We start from the raw sequence: 16,757 nt of genomic DNA, 5'->3' as shown, positions 1-16,757 counted from the left end.
AACTCGTTGCCCCCGGCGTCGTGAACACCATGCCGGAAAAGACCCTGGACGCCACCTTCGACCACGGCGTGGTCACCGGCGACACCGTCACCGGCACCTACGCAGAAGCAAACAACACGCTCAACGCCCTGGAGGCCCTCGGCGTCTCCTACAACGACGTCGTGGCCCTGCTGGAATCCGAAGGCCTCGACAAGTTCGTTGCCAGCTGGAAGGAACTGCTGGCCGACGTTGAGGGCGCCCTCGCCAACGCACGGAAGGCTTCCTAGTCCACGATGAGCACACTCAGCTACGACGCCACCGGCGCCGCCCGGAAGGCCCTTGAGCAGCACCTGCCCGCCCTGGTGGAGGACCGTATTGCCACCCGGATCTTCGCCAAGGACCACACCCTGTGGGGTCCCGATGCCGAATCAGAGTCGTCAGTCCGCCTGGGCTGGGTCGAGGCGGCCACCGTCTCACAGCCCCTCGTGGACGGCATCCTGGAGCTTCGCGATGCCCTGAAGGCCGAAGGCGTCACACGCATTGTCCTTTGCGGCATGGGCGGCTCTTCGCTTGCTCCTGAAGTCATCGCCGGCACCGCCGGCGTCGAGCTGACCGTGCTCGACAGCACCGACCCTGATCAGGTCGGTGCTGCCCTCGCGGACCGGCTCTCCGAGACCGCGATCGTGGTTTCCTCAAAGTCGGGGTCCACCCTCGAAACGGATTCGCAGCGGCGGATCTTCGAGCACGCATTCACTGAAGCCGGCATTGATGCCAAGAACCGGATCATCATCGTCACCGATCCGGGCTCACCGCTGGACAAGGCCTCCCGGGAGGCCGGATACCGTGCCATCTTCAACGCCGACCCCAACGTGGGCGGCCGCTACTCTGCCCTGACCGCCTTCGGACTGGTTCCGTCCGGCCTGGCGGGCGTGGACATCCGCTCCTTCCTCGAGGAAGCGGAGGAAGCCGCGGAAATCCTCAACGAGGATGCCCCGGAAAACATCGGCCTGGCACTGGGAACGGCCCTTGGAGGCACCAACCCACTGCGCGACAAGATCGTCATCGCCGAGGACGGCTCAGGCATCGTCGGCTTCGCGGACTGGGCAGAACAGCTCATCGCCGAATCCACCGGCAAGCTCGGCACCGGTGTCCTGCCGGTCGTGGCCGGCCCGAACGCCCCGGAGGTCACCTCCGGCGCCGAAGACGTCCTGGTGGTCCGCCTCGTGGGCCCGGACGCCGACGTCGAACTCGGTGAAAACGAAGTTGCCATTGCCGGCGGCCTCGCCACCCAGATGATGGTGTGGGAGTTCGCCACCGCCGTGGCCGGGCGCCTACTGGGCATCAACCCCTTCGACCAGCCCGACGTGGAAGCCGCCAAGGTTGCTGCCCGGGGCCTGCTGGACGCACAGCCGGAGCCGACGCCCGCAGCCTTCACCGACGGTGCCATCGAGGTCCGCGGCGGCGAATGGCTGGGGAACGCCAGCACGGCGGCCGAGGCCGTCTCGGCCCTGCTCTCGCAGCTGGATGCCCACGGGTACCTCAGCGTCCAGGCCTACTTCGACCGCCTGGCGTACTCGCAGCTTGAAGGAATTCGCGACGAACTCGCCCGGGTGAGCCGCCGGCCGGTCACCTTCGGCTGGGGACCCCGCTTCCTCCACTCCACCGGCCAGTTCCACAAGGGCGGCCCCGCGATCGGCGTGTTCCTGCAGGTCACGGCTGCTTCCAGCGATGACCTCGCCATTCCGGAACGCCCGTTCACCTTCGGGGAGCTGATCGCCGCACAGGCCGCCGGCGACGCCCAGGTGCTGAGCGAACACGGCCGCCCGGTCCTCCGCCTCCATCTCACGGAGCGCGCAGCGGGCGTGGCCCAGCTCCAGGAGATTGTTTCGTCGTTTGCCGGCCAGGCAGCGTCCGCCACTGAAAGCTAAGGCACTTAACTAACCATGCCAGATACTTTGAACGGCAGAAGGACTGCGTCCCGGGGCGGGAACCCGTTGCGGGATCCGCGGGACCGCCGTCTGAACCGTATTGCCGGTCCGTCCTCGCTCGTGCTTTTCGGGGTCACGGGTGACCTCGCGCGCAAGAAGCTCATGCCCGCCGTGTATGACCTTGCCAACCGCGGCCTGTTGCCGCCGAGTTTTGCCCTGGTGGGTTTTGGCCGGCGGGAGTGGGACAACGCGGAGTTCGCCGCGGAGGTCAGGGATGCGGTGACCTCGTATTCCCGTACGCCGTTTGATGAGGCGGTGTGGAACCAGTTGTCTGAGGGCATCCGTTTCGTGCAGGGCGAGTTCGACGACGACGCCGCGTTCCAGCGGCTTGGTGAGACGATCGCTGAGCTGGATGAGCAGCGCGGCACGCGCGGGAACCATGCGTTTTACCTCTCGATTCCGCCGAAGGCGTTCGAGCAGGTCTGCCGGCAGCTCTCCAAGCACGGTTTGGCGCAGGCCGGGGGTGAGAAGTGGCGCCGGGTGGTGATCGAGAAGCCGTTCGGGCATGACCTGGAATCGGCCCGGCAGCTCAACGACATTGTGGAGTCGGTGTTCCCGCCGGATGCGGTGTTCCGGATCGATCATTACCTGGGCAAGGAGACGGTGCAGAACATCCTGGCGCTGCGGTTCGCGAACCAGTTGTTCGAGCCGTTGTGGAACGCGAACTATGTGGACCATGTGCAGATCACGATGGCCGAGGACATCGGGACCGGTGGCCGGGCGGGGTATTACGACGGTGTGGGCGCGGCGCGGGATGTGATCCAGAACCACCTGCTGCAGCTGCTGGCTTTGACGGCCATGGAGGAGCCGATTTCCTTTAATGCCGATGACCTGCGCGCGGAGAAGGAAAAGGTCCTGGCCGCGGTGCGGTTGCCGGAGGACCTGTCCACGCATTCGGCGCGCGGGCAGTTCGCCGGCGGTTGGCAGGGCGGGGAGCAGGTCCAGGGCTACCTGGAGGAGGAGGGCATCCCGGCCGATTCCACCACCGAGACGTTCGCCGCGATCCGGGTGGATATCAACACCCGGCGCTGGTCCGGGGTGCCGTTCTACCTGCGGGCGGGCAAGCGGCTGGGCCGGCGGGTCACGGAGATCGCGGTGGTCTTCAAGCGGGCACCGAACCTGTTGTTCCGTGACCATAGTGATGATGACTTCGGGCAGAACGCTGTGGTGATCCGGGTCCAGCCCGATGAGGGCGCGACGATCCGGTTCGGGTCCAAGGTCCCGGGCACGCAGATGGAGGTCCGGGACGTGACGATGGACTTCGGGTACGGGCACTCGTTTACCGAGTCCTCGCCCGAGGCGTATGAGCGGCTGATCCTGGACGTGCTGCTGGGCGAGCCGCCGCTGTTCCCGCGGCACGAGGAAGTGGAGTTGTCCTGGAAGATCCTGGACCCCTTCGAAGAGTACTGGGCGGGCCTGGGGGAACAGCCCGAGCCCTACGCGCCCGGCAGCTGGGGCCCGGCCTCGGCTGATGAGCTGCTAGCCCGTGACGGACGCACCTGGAGAAGGCCATGATTGTAGATCTTCCGAACACCACCACTTCTCAGATCTCTAAGAAGATCATGTCCCTGCGCGAGCAGGGCGGGGTGATCGCGCTGGGCCGGGTGCTCACCCTCGTGGTCCTCACGAAGTCCGGGCTGGAAGAGGAAGCGATCGAGGCCGCGAACGAGGCAAGCCGGGAACACCCCTGCCGGATCATCGTGCTCGCCGACGCCGGCTCGGCCGCCCCGAACCGGCTCGACGCCCAGATCCGGGTCGGCGGGGACGCCGGGGCCTCGGAAGTGATCGTGCTGCGCGGCTTCGGGGAACTCGCCGAGGAAAGCGAGTCCCTGGTCGCGGCGCTGCTGCTGCCCGACGCCCCGATCGTGGCCTGGTGGCCGCACGGCGCGCCGAAGAACGCCTCCGAAACCTCCATCGGACGGATCGCGCACCGGCGCATCACGGACTCCGCGAACGAGGCCGAACCCCAGGTCGCGCTGGAAAACATCCGCAACACCTACAAGGCCGGCGACACCGACCTGGCCTGGACCCGCCTGACGAACTGGCGCATCCAGCTCGCCGCCGTGCTGGACCAGGTCGACTCCTCCCCGGTCACCGCCGTCGCGGTCGAAGGCGCCTCGGACTCCCCGTCCACGATCCTCCTCGCGGCCTGGCTCACCCTGTCCCTGGACGCACCCGTCACCATCGTCGCGGACCCCGCAGGCACCGGCATCCGCCGCGTCCGCCTCACCCGCGCCACCGGCGACATCCAGCTCTTCCGCCCCGGACTCTCCGTCGCCGAACTCACCCAACCCGGCCAACCCGCCCAACGCATCTCCCTGCCCCGGCGCAGCCTCCGCGACTGCCTCGCCGAAGAACTCCGCCGCCTCGACCCCGACGAAGTCTTCGGTGAAGTGATTACTATTGGACTGCCACGTACCAATCTAAGGAGTGTCCGTCCCAGTGAGCGCTGACCCTAGAGTAAGCATCCATCCAGACTCTTCCGTCCTCATGGCCGCCATCGCGGCTCGCCTGATCACCAAGCTCGTTGATGTCCAGGACAAATTTGGTGAAGCAACGGTGGTGCTTACCGGAGGCACGGTGGGTATCGGAACGCTCAAGGCGGTGGCGGATTCACCGGCAGCGCCTGCGGTCGACTGGACCAAAGTGAACTTCTGGTGGGGCGACGAGCGCTTCGTCGCCGCGCAGGATCCGGACCGCAACACACTCCAGGCACACCAGGCGCTGCTGCAGCACATCGACGTTGACCCGTCGCGTGTCCACGAGCCGGGCTCCACGGACGACTTCGACACGCCGGAACTGGCCGCGGAAGACTACGCCCGCCGCCTCGGCGAGGCGGCTGCCGCCGAACACGCCGCTGACATGTCGGATAACAGGCCCGATAGCGCCGGAGAGCTTCCCCGCTTCGACGTTGTCCTGCTGGGTGTGGGGCCCGATGCCCACATCGCGTCCCTCTTTCCCGAGCAGGCGGGCATCCGCGAGAAGCAGCTCACGGTTGTGGGAGTGCGCAACTCCCCCAAGCCGCCTCCGGAACGGATCTCCCTGACCCTTCCTGCAATCAATACAGCATCAGAAGTGTGGATGGTGGTGGCAGGCGAGGACAAGGCAGGCGCGGTGGGCCTGGCCCTTGCGGGCGCCAACCCTGTCCAGGTCCCGGCGTCTGGCCCTGCCGGCCGTTCCCGCACGCTGTGGCTGATTGACGAGAACGCGGCCTCCCGGGTGCCGTCGCAGCTAGTCCGCAAGGCCCCTGCCGGCTCGTAGCCTTCGCAGCGCTCCAGCCAGGACGTCTTCCGCGTCCTGGCTGGAGCGTCTTTCTTTAACGTAGTCCAGATGGCTCTTGTAGCCGTCCGCGTCATCAGCAGGCACCGGACCCAGGGCCGCGCCGGGATGCCGGGAGGCGGGCTTCCCGCACCGGCGGCAGTCCCAAGCATCGGGGATCTGGTCGTCGGGCAGCTTAACGAAAACGGGCCGCGTCTCGTGTCCCTGGATGCACCAGTAAGAAACACAAATACGCGGCAGTTGCTCACCGGGCGGACCATCGCCCTGATTCTTCAGGCCCGTTCCCTGGGTGACACCCACACGGGTGCCCCGGAAATTGGAAGACGGATGCGCCACCGGGAACTCCTCACTACTAAGGACCATGGCTGTTAAGGTCAACAGCCACAGTTTAGTGCGGAGTCCCCGGTGGCGTCAGTGGTGCCAGGGGGGTGACCGGAAATACCGGCCAGGCAAGGGCGGGCTAGGAGTCGGCGACGCCCGTGAAACGCATCAGCAGGCCCAGCGCGATGATCACGGCGCCCCAGGTGATGCCCAGGATGACAGTGAACCTGTTCAGGTTCTTTTCCGCGACACCCGATGAGCTCAGCCCCGAACTCATTCCGCCGCCGAACATGTCCGACAGACCTCCGCCACGTCCCTTATGGAGCAGGATCAGCAAAGTCAGCAGGAGGCTCGTGACGCCCAGAAGGATCTGCAGAATGACATGAAGAACGTCCACGACGGCCTTTCAGAAGATTGGAAATGCGGGAGTTGACCGGTGTCCGGACTAGTCCGTCACCAAGTGACTCTCGAACCTGACAATATTAGCAAACTCGGCCGGGTCGAGGCTGGCGCCGCCGACCAACACGCCATCAACGTCGCGCTCGTTGAGGATGGCCGCGGCGTTGTTGGCCTTCACAGAGCCGCCGTACAGCAGCCGCACCTTGGCCGCGACGTCGGCGCCGAAGAGTTGGGTGAGCTCGGCCCGGATGGCTGCGCACATTTCCTGGGCGTCTTCGGGGCCGGCAACTTCTCCCGTGCCGATGGCCCAGACAGGCTCGTAAGCGACCACGAGTTCGGCGGCCTGCTCTGCCGCGAGCCCCGCGACGTCAGCACGGAGCTGGTCCAGCGTGTGCTGGACGTGGGTGCCGGCCTGGCGGATTTCCAGGCCTTCGCCGACGCACAGCACCGGAGTGACGCCGTGGCGGTAGGCGGCCTTGACCTTGGCGTTCAGCACGTCATCCGATTCATTGTGGATGGTGCGGCGTTCGCTGTGCCCCACCAGTACGTACTTGCAGCCGAGCTTGTTCAGGAACTGACCCGAGATGTCGCCGGTGTAGGCACCGGAGTCGAACTGGGACAGGTCCTGCGCGCCGTAGGCGACGTCGAGTTCGTCACCCTGGACGAGCGTCTGGACGCCGCGAAGGTCAGTGAAAGGCGGGAAGACGGCTACTTCCACCCGGCTGTAGTCATGCTTGGCGTCGGACAGGGTCCAGGCCAGCTTCTGCAGGAGTGTGATGCCCTGGACGTGGTCCATGTTCATCTTCCAGTTGCCCGCAATCAGGGGGGTGCGGTCAAAGCTGCCGTTAGTTGACGTTGTCACGTGTTCTCCAAAAGTGCGGCTCAAATGTGCTGATCATGGGAAGCAGCCGGCAGGGCACCCGAAACCTGCGGCTCGGGCGCCCTGCCGGCTGGGAGTGCTTAGCGGTCCAGAACGCTCAGGCCCGGGAGTTCCTTGCCTTCAAGGTATTCCAGGCTGGCGCCGCCTCCAGTGGAAATATGACCGAACTGGTCGTCGGCGAAGCCGAGGGTTCGGACTGCAGCGGCGGAGTCGCCGCCGCCCACCACGGTGAAGGCGTCCGTTTCCGTCAGGGCCTGCGCAATGGCGCGCGTGCCGCCGGAGAACGTTTCGAATTCGAAGACGCCCATGGGGCCGTTCCAGAACACGGTCTTGGCACCCTGGATCCGCTCGGCGAAGGCCTTCGCGGAATTCGGCCCGATGTCGAGGCCGATGCCCTGCGCGCCGAAGCTGCTGCTTTCGATGGCGTCGGCGCTGACGGTCTCATGGTCTGCGTCCGCGGCGAATTTCGCGGCAACCACGACGTCGGTGGGCACCACAAACTCCGTGCCGGCATCGGCAGCGCGCTTGAGGTAGTCCTGCACCACGGGGATCTGGTCCTCTTCCAGGAGGCTTCCGGCCACCTTGTGGCCCTCTGCCGCGAGGAACGTGAACAGCATGCCGCCGCCGACGAGGATCGTGTCAGCCTTGCCGATCAGGTTGTCGATGACAGCGAGTTTGTCCGAAACCTTCGAGCCGCCGAGTACCACGACGTAGGGGCGCTGGGTGTCTGCCGTGAGCTTGCGCAGCACCTCCACTTCCGTGTGGACCAGGTCGCCCTGGTAAGACGGAAGCCGCGTGGCGACGTCGTACACGCTGGCGTGCTTGCGGTGTACCGCACCGAAAGCGTCGTCCACGAAGGCGCCGTTCTCGCCGGTCAGTGCTACCAGCTCATCCGCAAAGGCGCCCCGCTCGGAGTCGTCCTTGCTGGTTTCGCGGGCGTCGAAGCGGACGTTCTCGAGGACCAGGGCCTGGCCGTCCTCCAGCGAGGAGGCGAGCTCCTTCGCCGAACGTCCAACCGTATCCTCGGCAAGCGAGACGGGGAACGACGCAAGCTCGGCCAGCCGCGCCGCGGCGGGCCTGAGCGAGTACTTGTCCTCCGGGGCGCCCTTGGGGCGGCCCAGGTGAGCTGTTACCAGCACGCGGGCACCGGCGTCCGTCAGCTTTCCCAGCACTGGCAGTGAGGCCTTGATGCGGCCGTCGTCAGTCACTGTAGAGCCGTCGAGCGGCACATTCAGGTCACTTCTGACGAGAATGTACCGCCCGCGGACACCTTCAGCGATCAGTTCGTTGAGGGTGTGAAATGTCATGTAGCTAACCCTAGCCCAGCTTTGCGGCAACAAGCTCCGTGAGGTCCACCAGGCGGTTCGAGTAGCCCCATTCGTTGTCATACCACGAAACAACCTTGACCTGGTTGCCGATGACCTTGGTCAGTCCGGAGTCGAAGATCGACGACGCGGGGTCGCCCACGATGTCCGAGGAGACGATGGGGGCGTCGGTGTAGGTCAGGATTCCCTGGAGCTCGTCCGACTCCGCTGCCTTCCGCAGGGCGGCGTTGACTTCCTCGACGGTGGTTTCGCGGGCGACGGTGACGGTGAGGTCCGTGGCGGAGCCGGTGGGGACCGGAACGCGGATGGCGTAGCCGTCCAGCTTGCCCTTGAGTTCCGGCAGGACCAGGCCGATGGCCTTGGCTGCACCCGTGGAGGTCGGAACCATGTTGATGGCGGCCGCGCGGGCGCGGCGGAGATCGTTGTGCGGGCCGTCCTGCAGGTTCTGGTCAGCCGTGTAGGCGTGGACCGTGGTCATCAGGCCGCGCTCGATGCCGAAGGCGTCGTTGATGACCTTGGCCAGCGGGCCGAGGCAGTTGGTGGTGCAGGAGGCGTTGGAAATGATGTGGTGTGCTGCGGGGTCGTACAGTTCGTGGTTGACGCCCATGACGATGGTGATGTCTTCGTCGGAAGCCGGTGCGGAGATCAGGACCTTCTTGGCACCTGCGTCAATGTGCTTCTTGGCGGCTGCTGCCTTGGTGAAGAAGCCCGTGGATTCGATGACGATGTCGACACCGAGCTCGCCCCAGGGCAGGTTGGCCGGGTCACGCTCGGCCAGGACCTTGATGGCGTTGCCGTTCACGACCAGGTTGCCCTCTTTGACCTCAACGGTTTCGGTCAGGCGGCCGCCGACGGAGTCGTACTTCAGCAGGTGGGCCAGCGCCTCGGGGCTGGTGAGGTCGTTGACGGCAACGATCTCGAGATCAGCGCCCTGTGCAAGTGCTGCGCGGAAGTAGTTGCGGCCGATGCGGCCAAAGCCGTTGATACCAATACGGGTGGTCACTTTTTCAGTCTCCTTGGTGCTTGTGAAGCACAACTAGTTGAGCGGGCGTTCAAGCCAACTAACAGATCCCGCACGCCATTGGGCAGAGATGATTACCAGATCGGAGGGCGACCAGCCACATTGCTGAAGGCTAACCGCCTTCCGTGATCCATCTTACGTTTAAGAAGGTCCGCCCCCGCAAGTGCGGGGGCGGACCGTCCACATTTCGGCCCTAAACGGACTGAATGTGAAGTTTGTTACCAGTGCCTGTTGCGCTGGTCACATGGCTAGAGGGTGATCAGGCCCGTGGCGTTGGCACGGGCGGCGGCGAAGCGCTGCGCGACGTCGGCCCAGTTCACGATGTTCCAGAATGCCTTGACGTAGTCAGCCTTGACGTTGACGTAGTCGAGGTAGAAGGCGTGCTCCCACATGTCCAGCATGAGCAGCGGCGTGGTGCCGAGTGCCACGTTGCCCTGCTGGTCATAAAGCTGCTCAATGACCAGGTTGCCGCCGATGGGTTCGTAGGCAAGGAAGCCCCAGCCGGAGCCCTGCAGGCCGAGTGCCGCAGCGGAGAACTGTGCGCGGAAAGCGTCGAACGAGCCGAAGGCGTCATCGATGGCTGCAGCCAGCTCGCCTTCCGGCTTGTCGCCGCCGTCCGGGGACAGGTTGTTCCAGAACACGGAGTGGTTGACGTGGCCGCCGGTGTGGAAGGCCAGGTCCTTCGAGAGCCGGTTGATGTTGGCGAAGTCGCCCTTGTCGCGGGCCTCGGCGAGCTGGGCCAGCGCGTTGTTGGCGCCCGTGACGTAGGCTGCGTGGTGCTTGCTGTGGTGCAGCTCCATGATCTTCGCGGAGATGTGGGGCTCCAGCGCTGCGTAATCGTACTTGAGTTCGGGCAGAACGTACTCGGTCACAAAATCCTCCAATGTCGTGGACAGGTTGTCCGGTTTGGTAACTCTCGGATTGTGCATCCGGACGACAGGTCATCCGGAAATCTCAATGGCGGGAACCGGCTGACTGGGGCCCGGAAGTCGCGGCCCGTCAGGTTAGTCCACCATCTGGTCTTGATTCTAGGGGCGCCGTTACTCGTCCAGCATTTCCGGCGTCACATTGGCATCCGTCCCCGGAATGCCGAGGTCGGAGGCGCGTTTGTCCGCCATCGCGAGCAGGCGCCGGATCCGGCCGGCGATTGCGTCCTTGGTCATGGGCGGGTCCGCAAGCCGGCCAAGCTCGTCGAGGCTGGCCTGCTTGTGCGCCACGCGGAGCTCCCCCGCGTATTTCAGGTGTTCAGGGACGTCGTCGCCCAGGATCTCCAGGGCGCGGTCAACCCGTGCGCCTGCAGCCACGGCGGCCTGCGCCGAGCGGCGGAGGTTGGCGTCGTCGAAGTTGGCCAGACGGTTGGCGGTAGCGCGCACTTCCTTTCGCATCCGCCGTTCTTCCCAGACCATGAGCGCGTCGTGCGCGCCCATCCTGGTGAGCAGGGCGGCGATGGTATCGCCGTCTCGGATCACCACGCGGTCCACTCCCCTGACTTCGCGCGCCTTGGCCTGGATTCCCAGCCGGCGGGCTGCTCCGACGAGGGCGAGGGCGGATTCAGGGCCGGGGCAGGTGACCTCCATGGAGGACGACCGGCCCGGCTCGGTGAGGGAGCCGTGGGCCAGGAAGGCGCCGCGCCACACGGCCTCGGCATCGGCGGCGGACCCGTTGACCACCACCGACGGAAGACCCCGCACCGGGCGTCCCCGGGTGTCCAGGAGGCCCGTCTGGCGTGCCAGTGCCTCGCCGTCACGGACTACGCGCACCACGTAGCGGCTGCCTCGCCGCAGGCCGCTGCCGGAGACCACAATGATTTCACTCTGGTGCCCGTACACTTCCGCGATGGCCGCCCGCAGGCGCCGGGCGGTCGAAGCCAGGTCCACCTCGGCTTCAATGACGATCCGGCCGGAGATGATGTGGAGCCCCCCGGCGAAGCGGAGCATGGCCGATACTTCGGCCTTGCGAACCGATGACTTCTTAATGTCCAGGCGGGACAGTTCTTCCTTGACTGATGCTGTCAGTGCCATGACACCTTCCTAACTGTTCCCGAAAATATCCTGGTAGGCCGTTGCCAGCCGCAGGGGGTCGTGGACGGGACGCTGACCCGAAGCCCCTACTTTACCCAAGACAACCTCGGCTCCGATCATCCCCGCTGCCCGCTCAAATTCCTTCACGTCTGATACTGATGCGGGGTCGGCCAGTACGACGTCGGCCGTGAAGTCCGGTGCATAACTGCGCAGGACGCGCAGGTGGTCGGCGGCGGACATCCCTGAGGTTTCCTTCGTGTCCATGGCCAGGTTCATGGTGAGGCAGCGCTTGGCCGGCGTGTCGCACAGGGCCTGCCGCATCTCAGGCAAGAGCAGGTGCGGAAGGACCGAGGTGTACCAGGACCCCGGGCCCAGGATCACCCAGTCGGCAAGTTCAATCGCGGAAAGGGCTTCAACGCATGCCGGCGCCTCCTCCGGCATGAGCCGTACGCTTTCCAGGGAACCGGCGACGGCGCACCGCGCCTGGCCCCGAATGGTGGTCAGCGTGCTGCTGCCGTCCGGTGCGGTAACCCGCACGTCGCCCTCGATGGTGAGCGGCACCGTGGACATCGGCAGGACCTGGCCACGGGCCCCAAGCAGCGCTCCGGCCCATTTCAGCCCGGCCACGGCGTCGCCGAGCAGCTCCCACAGGGTGACGATCAGCAGATTGCCCATCGCGTGGTCGTCCAGGGAACCGCCGCCGGGCCCGGACCGGAAGCGGTGCTGCATGACGTCGCGCCACGTGCGGCCCCAGTCGGTGTCATCGCACAGCGCCGACAGGGCCATGCGCAAGTCGCCGGGTGGCAGGACGCCGTACTCTTCGCGGAGGCGGCCGGAGGATCCGCCGTCGTCCGCCACGGTGACGATCGCCGTCAGTTCGGAGGTCAGCAGCCGCAGCGCGGAGAGGGATGCCGCGAGGCCGTGGCCTCCGCCCAGGGCAACCACAGATGGGCCCTTGGCCTGCTGCGAGCCCGCCAGCCCTGACGGCGGAACGAGGGGCAGCGGGCCGGTCAGCACGCCCATTATTCGCGGCCCAGGTCCCGGTGCGTGGTGGTCACCGTGACGCGTGGATACTGCGCCAGTTTCTTGGAAAGCTCGACGGCGACCGCCACCGACCGGTGTTTCCCGCCGGTGCAGCCCACGGCGATGGTGGCGTAGTGCTTGTTTTCCCGGCGGTATCCGTCGAGGACCGGTTCGAGCGCCATGACGTAGCGTTCCACGAAAGTCGGGACGCCCTCGGCTTCGAGGACGTAGTCGCTGACGTCCTGGTCAAGGCCGGTGTGCGGCCTCAGCTTGGGTACCCAGTGGGGATTGGGTATGAACCGGACGTCGGCAACGTAGTTCGCGTCAACAGGCAGTCCGTATTTGAAGCCAAAGCTCATGATGTTCAGGCGCAGGGCCACGGGGCCGGTCTCGGAGAAGAGTTCGGTGATCGCGGTGGCCAGGCCGTGGACGTTGAACGTGGAGGTGTCCAGGACGAGGTCGGAGGAATCCCGCAGCTCTTTCAGGAGCTCGCGTTCCGCGGCGATGCCGTCCAGGATCCTGCCGCCGCCCTGCAGCGGGTGCGGGCGCCTGCCCTGCTCGAACCGGCGGACCAGGACGTCGTCGCTTGCGTCCAAAAACAGCACCCGGAAGGTTACCCCGCTGGCCGCCAGGGCATGGAGGGCGGCGCGGATGTCGGCGAACAGCGCCTTGCTCCGGACATCCACCACGACCGCGAGCCTGGGGATCGTCTGCGGGGCGTGCGACACGAGCTCAGCCAGGGTGCCCAGCATCTGCGGCGGCAGGTTTTCGACGACGTACCAGCCGTGGTCCTCCAGCGCGTCGGATGCCGTGCTGCGGCCGGCTCCGGACATGCCCGTCACCACGAGCAGTTCGGCCTCGACCGGCTTCACGGGCGTGAGGCCGTCCTCATCCACGCCGGTTCCTGCCGTCGGCTCTGCCATCAATTCCAGCCCCATTTCTGCTCTTGCCTGCCGTGTGCGTGCGCACACTACTTGCGCGCCGCAAGATGTCCGTACTTACCCTAGCTAAGAATCAGGACGCGGACTAAGTTTCCAGCACTTCGCCTGTAGTCATGTTGACCGCCGGAACGGTGTCCAAGGACTCGGCGCCCGCGCCGTCGGCACTGAAGTGGGTGACAATGGCAGCCGCGAGGGCAGGTCCAATGCCTTTGGCGCCCGTAAGCTCCTCTGCGGTTGCCGCCTTGATTTTCTTGACCGACCCGAAGTGGGCCAGCAGAGCCTTGCGCTTGGAATCGCCGAGACCCGGGACACCGTCGAGGGCAGAAACCGTCATCGCCTTGCCGCGCTTCTGCCGGTGGAAGGAGATGGCGAAGCGGTGCGCCTCGTCGCGGATGCGCTGCAGCATGTACAGCCCCTGGGACGAGCGGGGCAGGATCACCGGGAAGTCACTGTCCGGCAGCCATACCTCCTCCAGCCGCTTGGCCAGCCCCACCACGTAGACGTCGTCCACGCCGAGACCCGCCAAAGCGCGGGCGGCCGCGTTAACCTGAGGTTTTCCACCGTCGACAACGACGAGATTAGGTGGGTAGGCAAACTTGGCCTTGGGCGCCGGGGTGGTGGTGTCCGCCACAGCAACCCCCGAGCCGCCGGCGGTCTCCGAAGGTGCCATCCCGGCGTCGGACGCCTCCACCTGCGCCGTCTTGTCCACGAGGTAGTGCCGGAAGCGCCGGGTCAGGACGTCGTGCATGGCGGCTGTGTCATCGGTTGCCGCCGCCCCGGTGACGGAGAATTTGCGGTAATCGGACTTCTTGGGCAGCCCGTCCTCCACCACCACCATGGATGCCACCACGTTGGTTCCCTGGACATGCGAGACGTCGTAGCACTCGATCCGCAGCAGCGGTACGGGCAGTTCGAGGGCCTCCTGGAGTTCCTGCAGCGCCTGCGACCGCACAGTGAGGTCACCCGCCCGCCGGGTCTTGTGCAGCCGGAGGGCGTGTTCCGCATTGTCCCTGACGGTGGACATCAGGGCGGCCTTGTCGCCGCGCTGCGGCACCCGGATGTCCACCTTTGCGCCGCGAAGGCCGCCCAGCCATACCGCCAGCTCGGCGGCATTGCTCGGCTCCACGGGAACCAGCACTTCGCGCGGCAGCCTGCCCTGGACTTCCGCGTCCTCGCCGTACACCTGCTGCAGCAGGTGTTCGACGAGGTCCGGCGTGGTGAAGTCCTCCACCTTCTCCACCACCCAGCCGCGCTGGCCCCGGACCCTGCCGCCGCGGACGTGGAACACCTGGACTGCGGCTTCGAGTTCGTCCTCATGCAGTGCGAAAATGTCGGCGTCCGTGTCCTCCGCCAGCACCACGGCGTTCCGCTCAAAGACTTTGCGGAGCGCCGCGATATCGTCGCGGATCCGAGCGGCCCGCTCGTAGTCCAGCTCAGCGACGGCGGCAGCCATGTCCTTTTCCAGCCGCGCGATAAAGCGCTTGGCCTCGCCGCCCATGAAGGCGCAGAAGTCCTCGGCCAGGGCCCGGTGTTCCTCGGGAGTGACGCGGCCTACGCAGGGCGCCGAGCACTTGTCGATGTAGCCGAGCAGGCACGGCCGGCCACTGGCCTGGGCCCGCTTGAGGACACCGGCGCTGCAGCTGCGCACCGGGAACACACGCAGCAGGGTGTCCATGGTTTCCCTGATTGCGCCGGCAGTGTACGGTCCGAAATAGCGGGTGCCCTTGCGCCGCTCGCCGCGCATCACCTGCACGCGTGGCAGTTTCTCCCCCATCGTGACGGCGAGGTACGGGTAGGTCTTGTCGTCCCGGAAAACCACGTTGAACCGTGGCTTGAATTCCTTGATCCACGTGTATTCGAGCTGCAGGGATTCCAGTTCGCTTCCGACGACGGTCCATTCGACACTGCTGGCGGCGTGGACCATCGCGTGCGTCTTCGGCAGGAGGCCCGCGGGGTTGGCGAAGTACGAGTTCAGGCGAGAGCGGAGGTTCTTGGCCTTGCCGACGTAGATGACCCTGCCGTGGGGATCCCGGAACCTGTATACGCCCGGATTGGTAGGAATTTCACCCGTCTGGGGTCGGTAACTTGCTGGATCTGCCACGCTTCCAGTCTACTGAGCCGGCGGAGGCCCGCCGTCCGTCCCTACTCGATGACCTTGCTCTGGTTATAGCCTGTGGAGCGCTCCTGCCCGCTGAGCTCCGCGATGGCGTCCATGATCCGGTCGGTGACCTGCCGGCGCGCGGGCAGGGAATGGTCCGGCCCGGTCTTCTCGAAATACAGCGGCTCGCCGACCTTCATGGTGAAGTGCTGGGGCTTCACGGCATTGCGCCCCGCGGGCTGCAGCTTCTCCGTGCCTATGAGGCCAACGGGGATGACGGGGGCCCCTGTGGTGAGGGCAAGCCAGCCCACCCCGGTCCGGCCGCGATAGAGGATCCCGTCGCGTGAACGGGTGCCCTCGGGATAGATGCCGATCCCCCTGCCGTCTTCCAGGATGTCCAGGAGCGTCTTGAGCGCCTGCACGCTCGCGGCCTGTTCACCGCGCTCCACGGGAATGGAACCGACAGCCTGGAAAAAGGACTTCATGAGGCGCCCCTTGACGCCCTTCGTCGTGAAGTACTCGGCCTTGGCGAAAAAGGCCACGGGACGCGGCATCAGCGCCTGCACGATCACGCTGTCCAGGAAGGAGAGATGGTTGGGAGCCACAATGAACGGGCCGTCCGTCGGAACGTTCTCCAGGCCAATCACCGTTGGCCGGCACGTGCCCGAAATCAGCCCGCGGGTGGTCCACCTGATGCCGTCAAAGAGCTCCATCGTTGCGCACCTCACTCAAAGCCACGGCCCGGACCGATTCCAGCTCTTCGATCGCATTGCACAAGCCCGGCGCGTCGTGGACCACAGCCACGGCGCCCGCGTCCTCAAGTTCACCGTCGGGGGCGAAGCCCCAGCTGACACCGATGCAGTCGATGCCGTTGGCAATTGCACCTGCCACGTCCTGTGCACGGTCACCCACCATGATGGCGTGCTGGGTGCGGAGGTCTGCCATGGCGGCGGCGATGATGCCGGTCTTGCCGACGGGTCCTGCGGCTGCGGCGGATTCATCCACAGAGGATCCCCTGATCGCCGCGAAGCGGCGCGCTATCTTGTGATGTTCCAGGACGATATGTGCGAGGTTCTCCGGCTTTTGTGTCGCCACTGCCACAGGCCGTCCTGCTGCGGCGTAGCTGTCCAAAAGCTCTGCAATCCCCGGGTAAAGACGGCTTTGCGAGATGCCTGTGTCCAGGTAGCGCATCCGGTAGCTGCGGATGACGTTCTTAAGCATGGCCTGCGGAACGCCTGCGACGGTCAGCAGTGAGTCGCTCAGCTTTGGCCCGACCATCGCGTCCAGGAGATCCTGGCTTGGGACGGGAATACCGAATTCCGCGAGAGCCGCGGCAATTCCGTCTGTTATTCCGCCGGCCGGATCGACAAGAGTGCCGTCCAGGTCAAAGATCACGGGCACTATTGTTGAAGTCACCGGCTTAGTTTCTCACGAGAGCACCTCTGCACAAATTCACATGCCGTACGGGGAATATTTCCCCGC

Annotated in this window: 17 protein-coding genes; 5 read left to right on the top strand and 12 right to left on the bottom strand. The window is 65.8% G+C overall.

The window, feature by feature from the left end:
• From AC5RUM_RS20615 to pgl, 5 genes are all read left to right on the top strand, one after another.
• The coding region (locus AC5RUM_RS20615; RefSeq protein WP_494036685.1) for a transaldolase family protein at positions 1–266 on the top strand (266 nt) is incomplete at its 5' end.
• A gap of 6 nt (positions 267–272) precedes the next feature.
• Positions 273–1,907, top strand: a complete 1,635-nt coding sequence (locus tag AC5RUM_RS20610) for a phosphoglucose isomerase-related protein (protein ID WP_494036684.1) — start codon at positions 273–275, stop codon at positions 1,905–1,907.
• A gap of 15 nt (positions 1,908–1,922) precedes the next feature.
• Positions 1,923–3,482, top strand: a complete 1,560-nt coding sequence (gene zwf / locus AC5RUM_RS20605; protein ID WP_494036683.1) for a glucose-6-phosphate dehydrogenase — start codon at positions 1,923–1,925, stop codon at positions 3,480–3,482.
• Entirely contained in the window at positions 3,479–4,420 is a 942-nt protein-coding gene (locus AC5RUM_RS20600; RefSeq protein WP_494036682.1) for a glucose-6-phosphate dehydrogenase assembly protein OpcA, read from the top strand. The genes zwf and AC5RUM_RS20600 overlap by 4 nt, the downstream gene beginning before the upstream one ends.
• The gene (gene pgl, locus AC5RUM_RS20595) at positions 4,410–5,228 is read left to right on the top strand and encodes a 6-phosphogluconolactonase (RefSeq protein WP_494036681.1); all 819 of its coding nucleotides are present in this window, start codon (positions 4,410–4,412) and stop codon (positions 5,226–5,228) included. The genes AC5RUM_RS20600 and pgl overlap by 11 nt, the downstream gene beginning before the upstream one ends.
• Here pgl and AC5RUM_RS20590 read toward each other — a convergent pair.
• The 12 genes from AC5RUM_RS20590 to AC5RUM_RS20535 all read right to left on the bottom strand — a co-directional run bounded on the left by AC5RUM_RS20590 (position 5,199) and on the right by AC5RUM_RS20535 (position 16,691).
• The gene (locus AC5RUM_RS20590; protein WP_494036689.1) at positions 5,199–5,609 is read right to left on the bottom strand and encodes an RNA polymerase-binding protein RbpA; all 411 of its coding nucleotides are present in this window, start codon (positions 5,607–5,609) and stop codon (positions 5,199–5,201) included. The genes pgl and AC5RUM_RS20590 overlap by 30 nt on opposite strands.
• A gap of 97 nt (positions 5,610–5,706) precedes the next feature.
• The gene (gene secG, locus AC5RUM_RS20585) at positions 5,707–5,964 is read right to left on the bottom strand and encodes a preprotein translocase subunit SecG (RefSeq protein ID WP_400481606.1); all 258 of its coding nucleotides are present in this window, start codon (positions 5,962–5,964) and stop codon (positions 5,707–5,709) included.
• Positions 5,965–6,012: 48 nt separating this feature from the next.
• Complete coding sequence (tpiA, locus tag AC5RUM_RS20580; protein WP_494036680.1) at positions 6,013–6,828, bottom strand: triose-phosphate isomerase; 816 nt, start codon at positions 6,826–6,828, stop codon at positions 6,013–6,015.
• Between the two features lie 98 nt (positions 6,829–6,926).
• On the bottom strand, positions 6,927–8,153 hold the full coding sequence (locus AC5RUM_RS20575) for a phosphoglycerate kinase (protein ID WP_494036679.1): 1,227 nt from the start codon (positions 8,151–8,153) through the stop codon (positions 6,927–6,929).
• A gap of 10 nt (positions 8,154–8,163) precedes the next feature.
• Entirely contained in the window at positions 8,164–9,174 is a 1,011-nt protein-coding gene (gene gap / locus AC5RUM_RS20570) for a type I glyceraldehyde-3-phosphate dehydrogenase (RefSeq protein WP_494036678.1), read from the bottom strand.
• Between the two features lie 266 nt (positions 9,175–9,440).
• On the bottom strand, positions 9,441–10,064 hold the full coding sequence (locus AC5RUM_RS20565; RefSeq protein ID WP_400576524.1) for a superoxide dismutase: 624 nt from the start codon (positions 10,062–10,064) through the stop codon (positions 9,441–9,443).
• Positions 10,065–10,232: 168 nt separating this feature from the next.
• The gene (gene whiA, locus AC5RUM_RS20560) at positions 10,233–11,213 is read right to left on the bottom strand and encodes a DNA-binding protein WhiA (RefSeq protein ID WP_230117204.1); all 981 of its coding nucleotides are present in this window, start codon (positions 11,211–11,213) and stop codon (positions 10,233–10,235) included.
• 9 nt (positions 11,214–11,222) lie between these two features.
• Positions 11,223–12,236, bottom strand: a complete 1,014-nt coding sequence (locus tag AC5RUM_RS20555) for a gluconeogenesis factor YvcK family protein (RefSeq protein WP_400576528.1) — start codon at positions 12,234–12,236, stop codon at positions 11,223–11,225.
• Entirely contained in the window at positions 12,236–13,159 is a 924-nt protein-coding gene (gene rapZ / locus AC5RUM_RS20550) for an RNase adapter RapZ (RefSeq protein WP_400576779.1), read from the bottom strand. Before rapZ ends, AC5RUM_RS20555 begins: the two co-directional genes overlap by 1 nt.
• A gap of 103 nt (positions 13,160–13,262) precedes the next feature.
• The gene (gene uvrC / locus AC5RUM_RS20545) at positions 13,263–15,278 is read right to left on the bottom strand and encodes an excinuclease ABC subunit UvrC (protein WP_494036677.1); all 2,016 of its coding nucleotides are present in this window, start codon (positions 15,276–15,278) and stop codon (positions 13,263–13,265) included.
• Between the two features lie 41 nt (positions 15,279–15,319).
• A complete protein-coding gene (locus tag AC5RUM_RS20540) occupies positions 15,320–15,988 on the bottom strand; it encodes a lysophospholipid acyltransferase family protein (RefSeq protein WP_494036676.1) in 669 nt (222 codons plus the stop codon).
• Positions 15,975–16,691, bottom strand: a complete 717-nt coding sequence (locus AC5RUM_RS20535; RefSeq protein WP_494036675.1) for an HAD hydrolase-like protein — start codon at positions 16,689–16,691, stop codon at positions 15,975–15,977. Before AC5RUM_RS20535 ends, AC5RUM_RS20540 begins: the two co-directional genes overlap by 14 nt.
• Between the last annotated feature and the right edge of the window lie 66 nt (positions 16,692–16,757).

The organism is Arthrobacter sp. B2060, assembly GCF_059090445.1.
This window is presented reverse-complemented; position numbering and strand designations above follow the sequence as displayed.

Excerpts from the sequence above, each read along its gene's own strand:
- AC5RUM_RS20610 (WP_494036684.1), top strand. The coding sequence starts at position 273 with ATGAGCACACTCAGCTACGACGCCACCGGCGCCGCCCGGAAGGCCCTT.
- zwf (WP_494036683.1), top strand. The coding sequence starts at position 1,923 with ATGCCAGATACTTTGAACGGCAGAAGGACTGCGTCCCGGGGCGGGAAC.
- AC5RUM_RS20600 (WP_494036682.1), top strand. The coding sequence starts at position 3,479 with ATGATTGTAGATCTTCCGAACACCACCACTTCTCAGATCTCTAAGAAG.
- AC5RUM_RS20590 (WP_494036689.1), bottom strand. The coding sequence starts at position 5,609 with ATGGTCCTTAGTAGTGAGGAGTTCCCGGTGGCGCATCCGTCTTCCAAT.
- AC5RUM_RS20575 (WP_494036679.1), bottom strand. The coding sequence starts at position 8,153 with ATGACATTTCACACCCTCAACGAACTGATCGCTGAAGGTGTCCGCGGG.
- whiA (WP_230117204.1), bottom strand. The coding sequence starts at position 11,213 with ATGGCACTGACAGCATCAGTCAAGGAAGAACTGTCCCGCCTGGACATT.
- AC5RUM_RS20555 (WP_400576528.1), bottom strand. The coding sequence starts at position 12,236 with ATGGGCGTGCTGACCGGCCCGCTGCCCCTCGTTCCGCCGTCAGGGCTG.
- rapZ (WP_400576779.1), bottom strand. The coding sequence starts at position 13,159 with ATGGCAGAGCCGACGGCAGGAACCGGCGTGGATGAGGACGGCCTCACG.
- AC5RUM_RS20540 (WP_494036676.1), bottom strand. The coding sequence starts at position 15,988 with ATGGAGCTCTTTGACGGCATCAGGTGGACCACCCGCGGGCTGATTTCG.